This window comes from Mesobacillus sp. LC4 (assembly GCF_053543455.1).
The window spans coordinates 1-16312 of the sequence record NZ_JBGCUB010000011.1 but is presented as its reverse complement, the minus strand read 5'-3'; the positions used below and the strand labels follow the sequence as shown (position 1 = coordinate 16312).

Below are 16312 nucleotides of genomic sequence, written 5' to 3'. Positions count from 1 at the left end.
TATCCTTTTTAAAATAAGGAGGTGCCAACATGAAACTTCATGAATTAAAGCCTGCAGAAGGTTCCCGTAAAGAACGCAAACGTCTTGGACGTGGTATCGGTTCTGGGCAAGGTAAAACTGCTGGTAAAGGTCATAAAGGTCAAAACGCTCGTTCTGGCGGCGGTGTACGCCCTGGTTTTGAAGGTGGTCAAACTCCTTTATTCCGACGCTTGCCGAAACGCGGTTTCACAAACATCAACCGCAAAGAGTACGCAGTAGTTAACCTTGATGCACTTAACGTATTCGAAGATGGAACTGAAGTGACTCCAGAACTTTTAATCGAAACAGGTCTTGTCAGGAAAGAACTAGCAGGAGTTAAGATCCTTGCTAAGGGAAGCCTTGAGAAGAAATTAACTGTTAAAGCTCATAAGTTCTCCTCTGCAGCCGAAGAAGCGATCAAAGCTGCCGGCGGTCAAACTGAGGTGATTTAATGTTCCAGACAATCTCCAATTTTATGCGCGTGGGTGAAATTAGAAATAAAATTCTCTTCACCCTTTTAATGTTGATTGTATTTCGTCTCGGTACATTTATTCCTGTACCGAACGTAAATGCAGATATTTTAAAAGCACAAGATGACATGAGTGTCTTCGGAGTGCTGAATACCTTCGGCGGCGGTGCGCTGCAGAACTTCTCCATCTTCGCGATGGGAATCATGCCGTACATCACTGCTTCAATCATCATCCAGCTCTTGCAGATGGATGTTGTGCCAAAGTTTACTGAATGGTCCAAACAAGGAGAAGTCGGACGCCGTAAATTAGCTCAGTTTACCCGCTATTTCACGATCGTTCTTGGTTTTATCCAGGCACTAGGTATGTCTTATGGCTTTAACAATATGGCAGGCGGATTACTGATCCAGAATGCCGGTATCGCAACTTACTTACTGATTGCTGTCGTCTTGACTGCCGGAACTGCATTCCTGATGTGGTTAGGTGAGCAGATTACTTCAAAAGGTGTAGGAAACGGTATTTCAATCATTATCTTTGCAGGTATCGTTGCTGGTATCCCGACAATGGTCAACCAGATTTATGCACAACAGTTTTCTGATGCGGGAGACGCTTTGTTCCTTCGTATCGTGACTATGCTGCTGATCTTATTGGCTGTTATCGCGATCGTGGTTGGGGTTATCTTCATCCAGCAGGCAACTCGTAAGATACCGATTCAGTACGCTAAACGCATGAGCGCTGGAAACAACGCGGTTGGCGGCCAGAACACTCACCTTCCATTGAAAGTGAATGCTGCTGGTGTCATCCCGGTTATCTTCGCCATTTCGTTTATCGTTACACCTCCGACAATCGCACAGTTCTTCGGTACGAATGATGTGACTCTCTGGATCCAGAAGACGTTTGATTACACACAGCCGATCGGTATGATCGTCTATGTGGCGTTGATCATTGCGTTCACGTATTTCTATGCGTTCATCCAGGTGAATCCTGAACAAGTGGCCGAGAACCTGAAGAAGCAAGGTGGATATGTCCCAGGCATCCGTCCGGGTAAAAACACACAGGAATACTTGACTAGGGTCCTTTACCGCCTGACGTTCGTCGGCGCTATCTTCCTTTCAGTAATCTCTGTGCTGCCAGTATTTTTCATTCAATTTGCTGGCCTGCCTCAATCGGTACAGATTGGCGGAACAAGTTTGCTGATCGTGGTCGGCGTTGCGCTTGAAACGATGAAGCAGCTTGAAGCTCAGCTTGTAAAACGCCATTATAAAGGCTTTATAAAATAAGATTTAGGGGACATGTGTCCCTTGAATCTTTAATAGAGACTGAGGGGGGAAATCTTGTGAATTTGGTTCTGATGGGGCTTCCGGGTGCCGGTAAGGGCACGCAAGCCGATAAAATTGTTGGTAAATACAACATCCCTCATATCTCAACAGGAGATATGTTCCGTGCAGCTATCAAAGAAGGAACGGAACTTGGATTACAGGCAAAATCATTTATGGACAAAGGAGAGCTAGTTCCTGATGAAGTAACCATCGGGATTGTCCGTGAGCGCTTAAGCAAAGCTGACTGTGAAAAAGGATTCCTATTGGATGGGTTCCCTCGTACAGTTGCCCAGGCTGAAGCTCTGGATACTATGCTTGCTGATCTTGGCAAAAAAATTGATTATGTCATCAACATTGATGTTGATCAAAGCATCCTAATGGAACGTTTGACAGGACGCAGGATTTGTAAGAACTGCGGCGCTACTTACCACCTCGTGTTCAACCCACCTGCAAAGGAAGGCGTTTGTGACCGTTGTGGAGGCGAGCTGTACCAGCGCGCTGATGACAATGCCGAAACCGTTCAAAACCGTCTGGATGTAAATGTCCAGCAAACAAAGCCTCTGTTGAACTTCTATGAAGATAAAGGCTACTTACGCAATATCAACGGTCAGCAAGACATTAATGTCGTGTTCGCTGACATCGAAGAATTGCTCGGGGGCTTGAATTAATGATCGTTTGTAAAACCCCTCGTGAAATAGAAATTATGCGAGAAGCAGGTCGCATTGTAGCGATGACTCATCAGGAGTTAAAAAAACATATTGCTCCTGGCATTACAACTAAAGAACTGGATGCAATTGCAGAGGATTTCATCCGCAAACAAGGTGCAACTCCTTCTTTTAAAGGTTATAATGGTTTTCGCGGCAGCATCTGTGCATCAGTTAATAACGAACTAGTTCACGGGATTCCTGGCGAACGGGTTCTTAACGAAGGCGACATCATCAGTATTGATATCGGAGCAAAGTACAACGGATACCACGGGGACTCTGCATGGACTTACCCGGTAGGAAAGATTGATGAGGAAGCCCAGCGTCTTTTGGACGTGACAGAAGAGTCTTTGTTCATAGGCTTGAAAGAAGCCAAGCCAGGGGAACGTCTTTCGAACATCTCCCATGCGATTCAAACGTATGTGGAATCAGAAGGCTTTTCTATTGTTCGTGAGTATGTCGGCCATGGAATTGGGCAAGAATTGCATGAGGACCCGCAAATTCCTCATTACGGACCTCCTAACAGAGGACCGAGGCTGAAGCCTGGTATGGTTCTTTGCATAGAACCGATGGTGAATGCAGGAAGCCGCTATGTGAATACGTTAGCCGATGATTGGACTGTTGTAACGGTTGACGGTAAAATGTGTGCCCACTTTGAGCATACGATCGCGATCACAGAAACTGGTTTTGAGATTTTAACCAAAGCCTGATCAGCGTGATTGGCCGTCTGGTTCTGTTTTTAGTCTTTAAATAGGCGGAAATGAGATTTCTATGCGGACGGGATGCCAGCTTTATGTTATAATCATAAGGTTGAGTATTTCTCAATGATATTTCTCAATTGCTTGCTGCTTAGAACGTGTCACAAATAGGAAGCTACATTCCGTCAACGCGGAGTATATGATTTAATACGATTTGAACAAGGAAGGGAGACCAGTTTATGGCGAAAGATGATGTAATTGAAATTGAAGGCACAGTATTGGAAACTTTGCCGAATGCAATGTTTAAGGTAGAATTAGAGAATGGTCATACAGTGTTGGCTCATGTTTCCGGTAAAATTAGAATGCACTTCATTCGAATCCTGCCAGGAGACAAAGTAACAGTAGAGCTTTCTCCATATGATTTGACTCGCGGAAGAATTACTTACCGCTTTAAATAAACCGTGACTCCGTACTATCAAGGAGGTTAGAGTAATGAAAGTGAGACCATCTGTTAAGCCGATCTGTGAAAAATGTAAAGTTATTCGCAGAAAAGGCAAAGTTATGGTGATCTGTGAAAACCCTAAACATAAACAAAAACAAGGATAATTTTAAAGGAGGTGCGCATCTAGATGGCACGTATTGCTGGTGTAGATATTCCACGTGAAAAGCGTGTAGTTATTGCTTTAACATATATTTTCGGAATCGGCAGACCTACTGCTGAGAAAGTTCTTGCTGAGGCTGGTGTTTCTGAAGACACTCGCGTTCGCGATCTTACTGAAGAGGAACTTAACAAGATCCGTGATATCATCGACAAGTTAAAGGTTGAAGGTGACCTTCGCCGTGAAGTTTCATTAAACATCAAGCGTCTAATGGAAATTGGTTCATATCGTGGCTTGCGTCATCGTCGTGGCTTGCCTGTTCGCGGTCAAAACACGAAGAACAACGCACGTACTCGTAAAGGTCCACGTAAGACTGTAGCTAACAAGAAAAAATAATCCGTAAAGGAGGGTAACATTTAAATGGCTCGTAAAACTAATACACGCAAACGCCGCGTCAAAAAGAATATTGAAAGTGGAGTTGCGCATATTCGTTCAACTTTCAACAATACTATCGTAACAATTACAGACGTACATGGTAATGCATTATCATGGTCTAGTGCAGGTGCGCTTGGTTTCAAGGGTTCACGTAAATCCACTCCATTCGCAGCACAAATGGCAGCAGAAACTGCAGCTAAAACTTCTATGGAACATGGTTTGAAAACTCTTGAGGTTACTGTTAAGGGACCAGGAGCTGGCCGTGAAGCAGCAATCCGTGCTCTTCAAGCAGCAGGTCTTGAAGTTACAGCAATCAAAGACGTAACTCCAGTTCCACATAACGGCTGCCGCCCGCCAAAACGTCGCCGTGTTTAATTTTTCTGTATAGAATTTGTAGTCCTGTCTATAATGGGATATGATACAAATATTTTCTAGGTATACAGAAATCATTAATCCAGTTGTTGTGCACAAACGGGAACGTATACATGGGGGAATTTCGGTAAGGTAAAGAGCCTGCCGGGGTTTCGACGTTTTGAAGGAGGGTATATTTGATGATCGAAATAGAAAAACCAAAAATCGAAACGGTTGAGATCAGCGATGATGCCAAGTACGGCAAGTTTGTCGTAGAACCGCTTGAGCGTGGATATGGTACAACTTTGGGTAACTCCTTACGTCGTATCCTATTATCCTCACTCCCAGGTGCAGCTGTCACATCGATTCAAATCGATGGAGTACTTCATGAGTTCTCAACAATTGAAGGCGTCGTAGAAGATGTAACATCAATCATTTTGAACGTTAAGAAATTAGCGTTGAAAATCTACTCTGATGAAGAGAAGACACTTGAAATCGATTTACAGGGCGAGGGTCCAGTGACTGCAGCTGCAATCACGCATGATAGTGACGTTGAAATCCTTAACCCGGATCTTCATATCGCTACACTTTCTAGCAAAGGTTCATTGCGTATGCGCCTGACTGCAAGAAGAGGACGCGGATACAATCCTGCTGACCAAAACAAGCGGGAAGATCAGCCGATCGGTGTCATTCCTATCGACTCAATCTATACACCGGTTTCACGCGTATCATATCAAGTAGAAAACACTCGCGTAGGGCAAATGACGAATTATGACAAGCTGGTATTTGACGTATGGACAGATGGCAGCACAGGTCCTAAGGAAGCTATTGCACTAGGTTCAAAAATCCTGACTGAGCACTTGAATATTTTTGTCGGTTTGACTGACGAAGCTCAAAATGCTGAGATCATGGTAGAGAAAGAAGAAGACCAAAAAGAAAAAGTTCTGGAAATGACAATTGAGGAACTCGATCTTTCTGTTCGTTCATATAACTGCTTAAAGCGTGCCGGTATCAACACTGTCCAGGAGCTTGCTCACAAGACAGAGGAAGATATGATGAAGGTTCGCAACCTTGGCAGAAAATCACTAGAAGAAGTAAAAGCAAAACTAGAAGAGCTAGGCTTAGGCTTACGCAAGGATGACTAGTTAATGCAGATTAACTAGGCATTTTGCTGTCAGTACTAAAACTGCCGGCTCATGACTTCAACAAAGGAGGGAAACACTCATGGGATACAGAAAGTTAGGACGCACAAGTGCCCAGCGTAAAGCAATGCTACGTGACTTAACAACTGATTTGATTATCAATGAGCGTATTGAAACTACTGAAACACGTGCGAAAGAGCTTCGTTCAGTTGTTGAGAAAATGATTACTCTTGGAAAGCGCGGAGATCTTCACGCTCGCCGTCAAGCATCTGCTTGGGTTCGCCACGAAGTTGCAAACGCTGAAACAAACCAAGATGCAGTTCAAAAACTATTTGCTGACATCGCTCCACGCTACGCAGAGCGCCAAGGTGGATACACTCGTATTATGAAACTTGGACCACGTCGCGGTGACGGTGCGCCAATGGTAATTATCGAGTTAGTTTAATACCATTAAACACTCAAACAAGGGCGATGGACAGTTTATACAAACTTGTTTCATCCCCTTTTTTGCTTTAGAGGGTCTTCCCTTACGAAAACTAAAAAAAGCAGCACAAGCCAAAAACGAGCGTTATGATGCGCAGGCCATTGGGAAAGAAGAGTTCACTGGCCCCATCGGCCGGTTACTTCAGGGCACTCCTGAATCGGTTAGTGATAACCGGAGCTGTTCTGCCTGTCTCGTCTAGCTCATGTACTTCTCCCCAGTCCATTCAGGACCCTGCACTATGCGGATCGCTTCCGCCCGGGGAGAGGTGCAGGCTTTTTTTATATCCAAAAATTTTTTTGCAATAGAATTAGAATCAAATAGAAGAGACAGTTAAGAAGAGTTGAGAGGAGGGCGGAGATGAGCAACCCGATAGTGAAAATAGAAAATGTATCTTTCAGTTATGAAGGGCAGCAGACTCCCGCATTAAATAATATCAGCTTTGATATTTCAGAAGGTGAGTGGCTGGCCATTGTCGGTCATAATGGTTCTGGCAAATCCACTCTTGCGAAGCTTTTAAATGGCCTGCAATTTCCGCAGGAAGGTTCGATCGAGGTATGTGGGTTCACATTGTCAGAGGATACGATTTGGGATGTAAGAGAAAATGTAGGAATGGTTTTTCAGAATCCTGACAATCAGTTTGTTGGAACAACGGTTCGGGATGATGTGGCTTTTGGTCTGGAAAATCACGGCGTACCAAGAGAGATCATGGTAGAGCGCGTGCAGACTTCACTTGATAAAGTCAATATGGGAACCTTTCTAAATCAAGAGCCGCACCATCTGTCTGGCGGCCAAAAACAGCGGGTGGCCATTGCTGGTGTCCTGGCACTGCAGCCGTCGATTATTATTTTGGATGAAGCGACATCCATGCTAGATCCAAGGGGACGTGCAGAAGTCATCGATACAGTCCGTGAGTTGAAAGATCGTGAAAACTTAACGGTCATTTCGATCACCCATGATCTAGAAGAAGCTGCGAAAGCGGATAGAATCATCGTCATGAACAAAGGGGAGCTATACCGTGAAGGAAGTCCCGAAGAAATTTTTGAAATGGATGAAGAGCTGATTAAACTGGGACTGGATATTCCTTTCCCTGTAAAAATGAGTAAAATCATGCGAAAAAAAGGAATTGCATTATCTAAATCATATTTGACAGAAGAAGAGCTGGTGACGGAACTATGGACATCTCACTCAAAAATGTAGAATATCGTTACCAGGCTGATTCTCCTTTCGAGCGACTCGCTATTTCGGATGTCTCCATCGATATACCTTCAGGAACGTATCTTGCAGTAATTGGGCATACGGGTTCTGGCAAGTCAACCGTGCTGCAGCACCTGAACGTCCTTTTGAAGCCTACTAAAGGTTCTGTATTGATTGGCAGCAGGGAGATCAAGGCTGGACGCAAGGAGAAGAATTTAAAGGGTGTCCGCGAAAAGGTGGGCATTGTTTTCCAATTTCCTGAGCATCAGTTATTTGAAGAAACAGTCGAAAAGGATATTATGTTTGGCCCGATGAACTTTGGTGTTACAGAGCAGGAAGCGAAGGCAAGGGCAAAAGCTTCTATCAATCTTGTCGGACTGCCTGAAGAAATTCTTGAAAAATCGCCCTTCGATCTCTCGGGCGGACAAATGCGCCGGGTAGCGATTGCCGGAGTACTGGCAATGGAACCAGAGGTCATAGTATTGGATGAGCCTACTGCAGGCCTTGATCCACGAGGCCGCAAAGAAATAATGGACTTATTTTATTCACTTCATAAAAAAAGAAATCTATCAACCGTTCTCGTGACCCACAGTATGGAAGATGCTGCCCGTTATGCAGATGATATTGTCGTCATGCATCAGGGGAAGGTATTTACAAAAGGAACGCCTGACGAGATTTTCTCGAACCCTAAGGCATTGATCGAATTGGGTCTTGATGTACCTGAAGTAGTAGGGTTGCAATTAATGATCGAAGAAGCCTTCGGAACAAAATTCAAGAAAATCAGCCTTTCCGAAGAAGAACTCGCCGAAATGGTGGCAGAGTTCATGGAAGGGGGCGGCCGTCAATGATAGAGAAAATGATTTTTGGCCGCTATGTACCGGGAGATTCCATTCTTCATCGGATGGATCCTCGTTCCAAGCTGATCACCGTATTCCTGTTCGTCATTGTTGTGTTCATCGCGAACAATGCAGTGACCTATGGGGTTTTAGCTGCTTATACATTCATTATGGTAGGACTCTCTAAGGTTCCGATAAGATTCCTATACGGAGGCCTCAAGCCTGTATTTTTGCTGGTCATTTTCACGTTCTTGCTTCATATCTTCATGACCAAAGAGGGCGATGTCGTCTTCGAATTGGGATGGCTGAAAATATATGAAGAAGGACTCAGGCAAGGTATCTTTATTTCATTGAGATTCCTGCTGCTGATTCTGATCACGTCACTATTGACCTTGACCACGACTCCGATCGAGATTACGGATGGCCTTGAGACATTATTGAACCCGTTGAAGAAATTTAAATTCCCCGTCCATGAATTGGCGTTGATGATGTCGATTTCTTTGAGATTCATACCGACGCTCATGCAGGAAACCGACAAAATCATGAAGGCGCAAACTGCCAGGGGAGTGGAGTATAACAGCGGACCGATCAAAGAGCGGATCAAAGCAATTGTTCCATTGCTGATTCCATTGTTCATCAGCTCCTTCAAACGGGCTGAGGAGCTAGCAGTCGCTATGGAGGCAAGAGGCTACAAGGGCGGCGAAGGACGTACAAAATACCGCCAGCTGACCTGGGGTGGGCCGGATACTGTGATGATCCTGTTCCTGGCTGCTGTCACGGTTCTATTAATTGTTTTAAGAGGGTAATATTATGCCGCGAATCAAATGCATAGTTTCATACGATGGCACCGGTTTTTCCGGCTACCAGGTACAGCCTGGCAAAAGGACTGTCCAGGGAGAGTTGGAAAGGGCTTTGGAAAAGCTGAACAAGGGAACGAGCATCAGAGTCAGTGCGTCAGGCCGTACAGACGCAGGAGTGCATGCCCGCGGCCAGGTGATTCACTTCGATACAAAACTTGAAATTGAGCCTGCCAGGTGGCAAATCGCGCTTAATTCCTTATTGCCTGATGATATTGCCGTAATTTCGGTTGAATATGCAAGACCTGATTTCCACGCACGCTTTGACGCTGTCGGCAAGGAGTACCGCTATTTTTTGCTGCCATCCAAGCATCGTGATCCTTTCCAGCGGAATTTTGCTTATCAGTTCCAATATGATCTCGACCTCGACGCAATGAGGGAAGCGGCGAGGCTGCTTCTTGGCAAACATGATTTCACTAGTTTTTGTTCAGCCAAAACCGAGGTAGAAGATCGGGTAAGGACATTGCAGGAAATCGATTTTTTCGAAGAGAACGGCCTGCTTGTATTTAGGTTCGTAGGGGATGGTTTTCTGTACAATATGGTAAGGATCCTTGTCGGGACCTTGCTGGAGGTAGGGACAGGCAGAAGACCTGCCGACAGCATGCCGCAGCTGCTTTTAGTGAAGGATCGTACCCTGTCTGGCAAGACCGCGCCAGGACAAGGACTGTATCTCTGGAAGGTTTTTTATGAAGAAGAAGACCTTCGATTCGAAAATAAATTTTAAAAAAATGATATGACAACTAATCCTGGTGTTGACAATCTCTCAACCACAGGTTAAGATATCATATGTATGTATTTTAAACCCACGATCAGCCCCGGAAGAGCTTTATCGTGTTTGAAAATATACCAAATGAACTTGATTTTTTTTTGACTATTTAGGAGGGAAACTCATGCGTACAACGTTTATGGCAAATGCCAACAATATCGAGCGTAAATGGTACGTAGTTGACGCTGCAGGCAAGACTCTAGGTCGCCTTTCAACTGAAGTTGCAGCTATTCTACGTGGTAAACATAAACCAACTTTCACACCACATGTTGACACTGGTGATCACGTAATCATCATCAACGCTTCTCAGATCGAACTAACTGGTAAGAAATTGACTGACAAAATCTACTACCGCCACACAATGCACCCAGGTGGATTGAAGCAAAGAACAGCTCTTGAAATGCGTACAAACTACGCTGAAAAGATGCTTGAACTTGCAATCAAAGGCATGCTTCCAAAGAACTCTCTTGGACGCCAAATGTTTAAAAAGCTTCATGTATATGCTGGTAACGAGCATCCACATCAAGCACAACAACCTGAAGTTTACGAACTTCGCGGATAATTATTAAGGAGGTAATTAACTTGGCACAGGTTCAATATATCGGTACCGGTCGTCGTAAGAGCTCCGTTGCGCGAGTTCGTTTAGTACCAGGCACTGGAAAAATTACAATCAACGATCGTGAAATTGAAGATTATATCCCATTCGCAGCTCTACGTGAAGTAGTTAAGCAACCACTTGTTGCTACTGAAACTGTAGGAAGCTACGATATCCACGTTAACGTAAATGGCGGTGGATACACTGGCCAGGCTGGCGCAATCCGTCACGGTATCTCTCGTGCATTGCTTCAAGCTGATCCAGAATTCCGTCCAACACTTAAGCGTGCTGGACTACTGACTCGTGACGCTCGTATGAAAGAACGTAAGAAATACGGTCTTAAAGGCGCTCGTCGTGCACCTCAGTTCTCAAAGCGTTAATTTTTGGCGCTTCAAAAAAGCTCTCAACCATTTTGGTTGGGAGCTTTTTTTTTGATTTTTCCATTGTTCAATGCTGAATAGGGATATGCTGCAGTTTATTGATTTCTCTTATTTTACCAATCCATTTTTCACGGCAAAAAGAGCAGCCTGCGTTCGATCAGCCAACTCGAGTTTCGCGAGCAAGTTAGATACATGGGTCTTTACCGTTTTTTCGGTAATATACAAGGAGGCGGCAATCTCTTTATTGCTCTTTCCTTTCGCGATTTCTTTTAAGACATCCAGTTCTCTTTTCGTTAATTCATCTAGTAACTTTTTTTTCGGATTGCTGCTGTGTGATAAATTGGCTAGTAAATGGGATGTGGCTTTCGGGTGGAGCTGGCTCTCTCCATTAACCATTTTCTTGATGGATGAGACGAGCTCATCAGGCTGGATATCCTTCAATTGAAATCCGGAGGCACCTGCTTCTAGTGCAGGGATGACATGGTCCTGGTCGGAGAAACTAGTGAGAATCATGATTTTAATGCTTGGTTCTTCTGCTTTAATCATCTTCGTCGCTTCAATTCCATCCATTTCAGGCATAGCTAAGTCCATCAAGATAATATCAGGCTTGAGCTCTTTTGCCATTTCAACCGCTTTCCTGCCATTTTCGGCTTCTCCGATAATTTCAAGGTCTTTTTGGGTTTTAAGGAAAAAGACGAGGCCTCTTCGGACAATATGATGATCGTCTGCGATTAATATGCGTATGCTCATTGTTTCTCCCCCTAGAGTGGAATGGTTATTTTTATTTGAGTTCCACTTCCCAATTGGCTTCGTAATTGAAACAAGCCGTTCAGTGCTTCTGTCCTTGCTTTCATGTTCTTTAATCCTAATGAAGGAATTAACAGGTTATCATTATAGTGAAAACCGCAGCCCTCATCCTTAATCGTTAAAATGGCCTCATTTTCGGAAGCTTGAAGTGATAAAAATACCTCTTGGACACCGGAATGCTTTTTACAATTGGCGATTGCTTCTTGTCCAATTCGCCATATAGCTTCTTCAACTTTTCCGGGCATGCTGGTCGCTCCCGTCACCTTAGCCACAATCGTCAGACCAAGCATTTCCCCATAACTTTTAAGCGCGCTGACGAGTCCATTTTCAAGACCCTGAGGTTTCAACTGCCAAATAAGTGACCGCATCTCCCCAAGTGCATCTTGAGTCAAGTCCTGCATATAGCTAAATGTTTGTTTTACTTCTTCATCCTCTGTCATTTCCACTCCAGCTCTGGCGGTCAGGCTGAGAGAGAACAATAGCTGGTTCACCGAATCGTGGAGGTCCCGTGCAAGCCGGTTTCTTTCCGCAACAAGAGCGGTTTCTTGTTCGCGCTGTGTAAGTTTGATGCGTTTTAATGCTGTGCCAATTTGATAGGCAATTGCTTCAAGCAAAGCAAGTTCATTTTTATGAAAATGTTTTTTGTTTGGCGAACCCACATTCAATAAGCCGAACCGTTCATTTCCAGCGCGAAGGGGGACAGTAGCATGATGGGTCAATCCACAGGTCTCCCCAGCTCCTTCATCAAGTGCGTCTTCAATTCGCTTACACTCAATGATATTCGTGGCTTTATTTAAGGTTTGGTTATTGTATTTATTCACACACCAGCACTCACCGTGGCACATTCTTTCCTTCTGATTAAAGGCTAAAGCAGGAGGAAGAGCGAAATCTGCTGTAAGCTCGTGGTTTCCGTGAGCATCGATAAGAAAGATCCAGCCAGTATGAAGTCCTGTAATATGCAAAAGCCTTCTTAAGACATCAGATAACATGGTCTTCGTGTCTGTTCCTTCGTTCAATAGCTCTGCAATTTCCTTTAGAATGCCGATTTCTTCATATTGCGTTTCCTCAGTCATTCCAGCATCACCTTCACCGTCCTAGTATCTAATGTCATTATAGCTCATATTTCACCATTGGATGTTAAAAACTGGTGTGCGCTTTATGAGGTCTGTAAAAACTCGATTATTTCATGATTAGGTCCTTGATAAAAGACAGTTTCCCAGCCGTTGGGAAGTTTATAAGGTCCTTCAGTGATCTGATTAGATCCGAAAGTGTTGATCACTTGCTGAAGGTCGGATACTTCAAAACATAGATGGGCAGAGTTTGTGCTATGTGGATGACATACCAGTTCAAGCCGGAAATGAGTGGATGATAGGAACGCAATCTCTTCCCCCAGAAAAGAATGCCTGCTTTCCAGTTCTAAGCCCATTAAGTTTGTATAAAACGTTATTGATTCTTCAAGATTGGACACTTCCAGTCCGTAATGATGAAAGCGCATGAAATACATCCTCCTATATGATCAGGTTCATATCACCAAACTCGTGCCATAAATAGCCTTCGTCAATCGCCTGATGATAGGCATGTAACAAGTGATGTTCAGGTAAAAAGGCAGTCAGCATATCCAGATGGCTGGCCTTTGGCTCATGCAAACCAGTAATGATTCCGTCTGCTATTTTTAGATTTGACTCCTGGTTAATATATAAATTTGTAGCACCTGAGAGATCTCCGTTTCTCGCTGCACTCTCAAGGGCACGGACGACAGTTGTTCCCACTGCGATGACTCTTTTGCCAGAAGAATGAGCCTGGATAATTTTTTTCATTGTATGTTCTGATATGTGATATTCCTCGGGATTTTCTTTTGGGTCCACATGATCCTCCAGCAGATAGCTCAGTCCTGTATGCAATTGAATGAAATCAATTTGAATGCCTTTCTTCTTCAATTCAAAGAGCAGCTCCCAGCTAAAGGCCCTGCCCGCAGATGGCATTTCCACAGAACCAGGGTGGGTGGCAAAGACATTTTGATAATAATTCAGGTCCCATGGTTGTTCGATATATTCATACCGGATCGGGGAGCCAAGAACATAGATTAGATCTAGTAGCTCACTCCCGTTTTTGTTGAATCTTACTGTCTTTAACGGGGATGTCTTCTTCTCAGCGATGACCGTAGCAGTCAATTTTTCTGAAAAGCGCAGAACATCACCCACTCTGACTGGATTGGCGATGATGAGAGCTTCCCAAGTGTCATCAAAAATTCGTCTCGCTAAACGGATTTCCACTCTTGGAGAAATATGAACTCCTCTTCTTAACCAGCTGCCATGTAATGAAGCAGGGATGGTGCGGCTATTGTTTAAAATGATCACATCTCCAGGCTGAAGGTAGTGGGGGAGATTATAAAAATGATCGTGTTTCATTTCTCCGGTTTTTCGGTTCAGTGTCATCAATCTTACTTGATCCCTTCTTAAGCCTCTTTTTTCCGGAGGAAGGCTCGCATTCAGGTTTTCAGGTAGATGAAAATCCATTATACCTGTTTCCATTACAATCCCCCCTCTGATTGGGCCTCAAACCGCTGCCCATTAATGTCTTTTGCCTTATCCGATGCTAAATGAAGGAAGATATCCACGACATCCTCAGGTTTTGCTAAAGGGTAATCGCAATCAGGAACAGCTAATTGATGCATTTCAGTGTCCATCTCGCCCGGGTCGACCATATTGACACGAACATTGGTATCACTTAACTCATCTGCCCAAGTTTGAGTAAGGCCTTCCACAGCGAATTTTGATATCCCATATGCGCCCCAGCCTGCATATCCAACGTGACCAGCTGCAGACGTCACATTGATAATGGAACCTTCATTGCGCTCAAGCATGATAGGGATGACTCTTTGGCTAACTAGAAATGCTGAGACTACATTGACTCTTAACACCTCTGCAAAATCCTCTTCAGGATAATCCAGAAGCAAAGGCATTGGACTAGGGCCTAATACGGAAGCATTATTGATCAACACATCGATTCGTCCATATGCTTCCTGAGTTAAAGCTACGAAACGTTCCACATCCCCAGGCTGTGATACATCCGCTCGTATCGCCAATACTTCTGCACCAAAAACCTCGGCTTCTTGTTTTACTTTCTCCAGGCTTTTCTCGGACCTCGAGCAGATCGCAAGTCTTGCTCCTTCCCTCGCGAATGCCATTGTTAATGCTTTTCCTAAACCTTTAGAGGCACCAGTTATCATCACTACTTTTTTATTCATTTATCATCATCTCTCCTTATTTGCTTGTTGTATTAAGCATAAAGGGAATTAACAAAATTTCCCTCAGGAGAAAGCTTGAACTTTTCCTACAACTTTTGGATGAGAAAAATGGGAGGTTGTTGATTTAGTTGTTTTTTGGATGTGGTGGGAGAAGAGAGGAGACTTATGAAATTAAATTGCGTTTGCAAGCTTGCTGGGGGAGGAGTTCTGTTTAACCTTCGGTGTTTTTTTGGAAGTCATATTGTTGGCGCACTGGAAAAAAACGACCGGAATTTCCAAGTCGCCAATAAAACTTGATTTTCGCCAATAAGTAGGTGATTATCGCCAAAAAAAATAAAATTTTCGCCAATAAAATCGGAAAATCGCCAATAAAGTTGTGAACATCGCCAATAAAACTTTTGCCAGTTAAAAATACAGGTGCTGGAAGCTGTATAAATCGCGTATTTTGCTCCTTTTATAAGCGAAAGTAAAGTGGGAACCTAATTTTGTCCTCATTAATGGTGAACCAAGCCTGAAAAAAGCGGAGGCACCATTCCGTGCCTCCGCCTAAGTAGTTTAATCTTCGTATCCCAGCATTGAATCCATGTGGCTTGCAATCATCGCGATAATGGTAGGGGCCTCTTCTTTTGTAAAAATGAAGTTCGTTTCGTCTTTAATCATTTCGTCATCCTCTGTCCAAATCCGATTGATGCGGCGAAGGACTCCGTCACCTGTATCCTGCACAAGCCCAAACTGATAGGTCACTTCCACATCATCTTCCATTAGGAAGGCCGTAACTTCGGGAGTTTCCCACTCGACATCGATTTCCTCGAGAATATCGTCCTCATCGATCAGCTCAGCCACATACAGCTCATCATCTTCACCGATTCCGTCATCTTCATAATAGACAGTATCATCTTCCTCCGTTGCATAAACGATATCGAGTTCGTCACCATCGTCGTTTATGTAATCGTGGAAACCCTGGTGAACCGCATCAACAATATCATCAATATCTGAAAGAATGACACGCGCTGGCTGCCCAAGGTCTTCGTCAATCGTTTCCGTATAAAATTCCTCATTATGCGGGTCAAAGTATAATATATAGAAATAATCTCTTTCGCCATCATCATAGTCCACAAAGAACTGGATCCGCGGATGTTTCGCGCCTCTCTCAACAGCCATCTGGCCTTCCTGATCATATTTTTCACAAATAGATTCAAGATGGTCCTGCAGCTCTCCAACTACCCGATCAAACCATTCCATAGACATAGAAATCATCCCTTCCTCTGTATTCTCGATTAGCTTGCCCTAAGATGAACATTTTTGGTGTTAGTAAATTAGAGGAAATGGAGAAGGCGGGTTAGCTCGGGGACAATGTGAGAGCAGACAAAAGCTTCTGCATTGCCCGAAAAAGAGGAATGGAAGCTAAAACGG

The 16312-nt window shown here is 44.0% G+C and carries 22 protein-coding genes; 16 read left to right on the top strand and 6 right to left on the bottom strand.

Features of this window, described 5'->3' with window-relative positions:
• Window positions 1-29 precede the first annotated feature (29 nt).
• The 16 genes from rplO (at window position 30) to rpsI (ending at window position 10845) form a co-directional block, all read left to right on the top strand.
• Entirely contained in the window at window positions 30-470 is a 441-nt protein-coding gene (rplO, locus tag AB5I83_RS21585) for a 50S ribosomal protein L15 (RefSeq protein WP_167834102.1), read from the top strand.
• Window positions 470-1765, top strand: a complete 1296-nt coding sequence (secY, locus tag AB5I83_RS21580; RefSeq protein WP_448978459.1) for a preprotein translocase subunit SecY — start codon at window positions 470-472, stop codon at window positions 1763-1765. Before rplO ends, secY begins: the two co-directional genes overlap by 1 nt.
• Window positions 1766-1821: 56 nt before the next feature.
• Window positions 1822-2472, top strand: coding sequence for an adenylate kinase (locus AB5I83_RS21575; RefSeq protein WP_167834104.1), 651 nt, complete (start codon window positions 1822-1824; stop codon window positions 2470-2472).
• On the top strand, window positions 2472-3218 hold the full coding sequence (gene map, locus AB5I83_RS21570; protein ID WP_214740735.1) for a type I methionyl aminopeptidase: 747 nt from the start codon (window positions 2472-2474) through the stop codon (window positions 3216-3218). Before AB5I83_RS21575 ends, map begins: the two co-directional genes overlap by 1 nt.
• Before the next feature lie 227 nt (window positions 3219-3445).
• Complete coding sequence (gene infA, locus AB5I83_RS21565) at window positions 3446-3664, top strand: translation initiation factor IF-1 (RefSeq protein WP_019157108.1); 219 nt, start codon at window positions 3446-3448, stop codon at window positions 3662-3664.
• 34 nt (window positions 3665-3698) lie between these two features.
• Window positions 3699-3812 carry a 50S ribosomal protein L36 gene (gene rpmJ, locus AB5I83_RS21560; RefSeq protein ID WP_003156543.1) on the top strand — a complete coding sequence of 38 codons (114 nt, stop codon included), beginning with the start codon at window positions 3699-3701 and terminating at the stop codon, window positions 3810-3812.
• A gap of 23 nt (window positions 3813-3835) precedes the next feature.
• The gene (gene rpsM, locus AB5I83_RS21555) at window positions 3836-4201 is read left to right on the top strand and encodes a 30S ribosomal protein S13 (RefSeq protein ID WP_167834106.1); all 366 of its coding nucleotides are present in this window, start codon (window positions 3836-3838) and stop codon (window positions 4199-4201) included.
• A 24-nt stretch (window positions 4202-4225) separates the two neighbouring features.
• The gene (gene rpsK / locus AB5I83_RS21550) at window positions 4226-4615 is read left to right on the top strand and encodes a 30S ribosomal protein S11 (RefSeq protein ID WP_023626407.1); all 390 of its coding nucleotides are present in this window, start codon (window positions 4226-4228) and stop codon (window positions 4613-4615) included.
• A gap of 176 nt (window positions 4616-4791) precedes the next feature.
• On the top strand, window positions 4792-5736 hold the full coding sequence (locus AB5I83_RS21545) for a DNA-directed RNA polymerase subunit alpha (RefSeq protein ID WP_102264870.1): 945 nt from the start codon (window positions 4792-4794) through the stop codon (window positions 5734-5736).
• Window positions 5737-5815: 79 nt separating this feature from the next.
• Entirely contained in the window at window positions 5816-6178 is a 363-nt protein-coding gene (rplQ, locus tag AB5I83_RS21540) for a 50S ribosomal protein L17 (RefSeq protein WP_144481247.1), read from the top strand.
• A 396-nt stretch (window positions 6179-6574) separates the two neighbouring features.
• On the top strand, window positions 6575-7414 hold the full coding sequence (locus AB5I83_RS21535) for an energy-coupling factor ABC transporter ATP-binding protein (protein WP_448978454.1): 840 nt from the start codon (window positions 6575-6577) through the stop codon (window positions 7412-7414).
• A complete protein-coding gene (locus AB5I83_RS21530) occupies window positions 7390-8259 on the top strand; it encodes an energy-coupling factor ABC transporter ATP-binding protein (RefSeq protein WP_448978452.1) in 870 nt (289 codons plus the stop codon). Before AB5I83_RS21535 ends, AB5I83_RS21530 begins: the two co-directional genes overlap by 25 nt.
• Entirely contained in the window at window positions 8256-9053 is a 798-nt protein-coding gene (gene cbiQ / locus AB5I83_RS21525) for a cobalt ECF transporter T component CbiQ (RefSeq protein ID WP_448978450.1), read from the top strand. Before AB5I83_RS21530 ends, cbiQ begins: the two co-directional genes overlap by 4 nt.
• A 4-nt stretch (window positions 9054-9057) precedes the next feature.
• Complete coding sequence (gene truA, locus AB5I83_RS21520; RefSeq protein ID WP_448978448.1) at window positions 9058-9828, top strand: tRNA pseudouridine(38-40) synthase TruA; 771 nt, start codon at window positions 9058-9060, stop codon at window positions 9826-9828.
• A gap of 166 nt (window positions 9829-9994) precedes the next feature.
• Complete coding sequence (rplM, locus tag AB5I83_RS21515; RefSeq protein WP_167834111.1) at window positions 9995-10432, top strand: 50S ribosomal protein L13; 438 nt, start codon at window positions 9995-9997, stop codon at window positions 10430-10432.
• 20 nt (window positions 10433-10452) lie between these two features.
• Entirely contained in the window at window positions 10453-10845 is a 393-nt protein-coding gene (gene rpsI, locus AB5I83_RS21510) for a 30S ribosomal protein S9 (protein ID WP_167834112.1), read from the top strand.
• A gap of 108 nt (window positions 10846-10953) precedes the next feature.
• Here the strand turns inward: rpsI and AB5I83_RS21505 are convergent, their stop codons facing one another.
• The 6 genes from AB5I83_RS21505 to AB5I83_RS21480 form a co-directional block, all read right to left on the bottom strand.
• Entirely contained in the window at window positions 10954-11595 is a 642-nt protein-coding gene (locus tag AB5I83_RS21505) for a response regulator (protein ID WP_448978445.1), read from the bottom strand.
• Between the two features lie 11 nt (window positions 11596-11606).
• On the bottom strand, window positions 11607-12725 hold the full coding sequence (locus AB5I83_RS21500) for a GAF domain-containing sensor histidine kinase (RefSeq protein WP_448978443.1): 1119 nt from the start codon (window positions 12723-12725) through the stop codon (window positions 11607-11609).
• Between the two features lie 83 nt (window positions 12726-12808).
• The gene (locus tag AB5I83_RS21495; RefSeq protein ID WP_448978441.1) at window positions 12809-13147 is read right to left on the bottom strand and encodes a VOC family protein; all 339 of its coding nucleotides are present in this window, start codon (window positions 13145-13147) and stop codon (window positions 12809-12811) included.
• Window positions 13148-13160: 13 nt separating this feature from the next.
• Complete coding sequence (locus AB5I83_RS21490; protein WP_448978439.1) at window positions 13161-14183, bottom strand: S-adenosylmethionine:tRNA ribosyltransferase-isomerase; 1023 nt, start codon at window positions 14181-14183, stop codon at window positions 13161-13163.
• Window positions 14183-14899 carry an SDR family NAD(P)-dependent oxidoreductase gene (locus tag AB5I83_RS21485; protein ID WP_448978437.1) on the bottom strand — a complete coding sequence of 239 codons (717 nt, stop codon included), beginning with the start codon at window positions 14897-14899 and terminating at the stop codon, window positions 14183-14185. Before AB5I83_RS21485 ends, AB5I83_RS21490 begins: the two co-directional genes overlap by 1 nt.
• Window positions 14900-15454: 555 nt before the next feature.
• A complete protein-coding gene (locus AB5I83_RS21480; RefSeq protein WP_448978435.1) occupies window positions 15455-16147 on the bottom strand; it encodes a hypothetical protein in 693 nt (230 codons plus the stop codon).
• Window positions 16148-16312 lie beyond the last annotated feature (165 nt).

Coding starts and splice junctions, on each gene's coding strand:
- cbiQ (WP_448978450.1), top strand. CDS start 8,256: ATGATAGAGAAAATGATTTTTGGCCGCTATGTACCGGGAGATTCCATT.
- AB5I83_RS21485 (WP_448978437.1), bottom strand. CDS start 14,899: ATGAATAAAAAAGTAGTGATGATAACTGGTGCCTCTAAAGGTTTAGGA.
- AB5I83_RS21490 (WP_448978439.1), bottom strand. CDS start 14,183: ATGGAAACAGGTATAATGGATTTTCATCTACCTGAAAACCTGAATGCG.
- AB5I83_RS21530 (WP_448978452.1), top strand. CDS start 7,390: ATGGACATCTCACTCAAAAATGTAGAATATCGTTACCAGGCTGATTCT.
- map (WP_214740735.1), top strand. CDS start 2,472: ATGATCGTTTGTAAAACCCCTCGTGAAATAGAAATTATGCGAGAAGCA.
- truA (WP_448978448.1), top strand. CDS start 9,058: ATGCCGCGAATCAAATGCATAGTTTCATACGATGGCACCGGTTTTTCC.
- rplM (WP_167834111.1), top strand. CDS start 9,995: ATGCGTACAACGTTTATGGCAAATGCCAACAATATCGAGCGTAAATGG.
- AB5I83_RS21505 (WP_448978445.1), bottom strand. CDS start 11,595: ATGAGCATACGCATATTAATCGCAGACGATCATCATATTGTCCGAAGA.
- rplQ (WP_144481247.1), top strand. CDS start 5,816: ATGGGATACAGAAAGTTAGGACGCACAAGTGCCCAGCGTAAAGCAATG.
- infA (WP_019157108.1), top strand. CDS start 3,446: ATGGCGAAAGATGATGTAATTGAAATTGAAGGCACAGTATTGGAAACT.
- AB5I83_RS21495 (WP_448978441.1), bottom strand. CDS start 13,147: ATGCGCTTTCATCATTACGGACTGGAAGTGTCCAATCTTGAAGAATCA.
- rpmJ (WP_003156543.1), top strand. CDS start 3,699: ATGAAAGTGAGACCATCTGTTAAGCCGATCTGTGAAAAATGTAAAGTT.
- AB5I83_RS21500 (WP_448978443.1), bottom strand. CDS start 12,725: ATGACTGAGGAAACGCAATATGAAGAAATCGGCATTCTAAAGGAAATT.
- rplO (WP_167834102.1), top strand. CDS start 30: ATGAAACTTCATGAATTAAAGCCTGCAGAAGGTTCCCGTAAAGAACGC.
- AB5I83_RS21480 (WP_448978435.1), bottom strand. CDS start 16,147: ATGTCTATGGAATGGTTTGATCGGGTAGTTGGAGAGCTGCAGGACCAT.
- secY (WP_448978459.1), top strand. CDS start 470: ATGTTCCAGACAATCTCCAATTTTATGCGCGTGGGTGAAATTAGAAAT.
- rpsM (WP_167834106.1), top strand. CDS start 3,836: ATGGCACGTATTGCTGGTGTAGATATTCCACGTGAAAAGCGTGTAGTT.
- AB5I83_RS21545 (WP_102264870.1), top strand. CDS start 4,792: ATGATCGAAATAGAAAAACCAAAAATCGAAACGGTTGAGATCAGCGAT.
- AB5I83_RS21535 (WP_448978454.1), top strand. CDS start 6,575: ATGAGCAACCCGATAGTGAAAATAGAAAATGTATCTTTCAGTTATGAA.
- rpsK (WP_023626407.1), top strand. CDS start 4,226: ATGGCTCGTAAAACTAATACACGCAAACGCCGCGTCAAAAAGAATATT.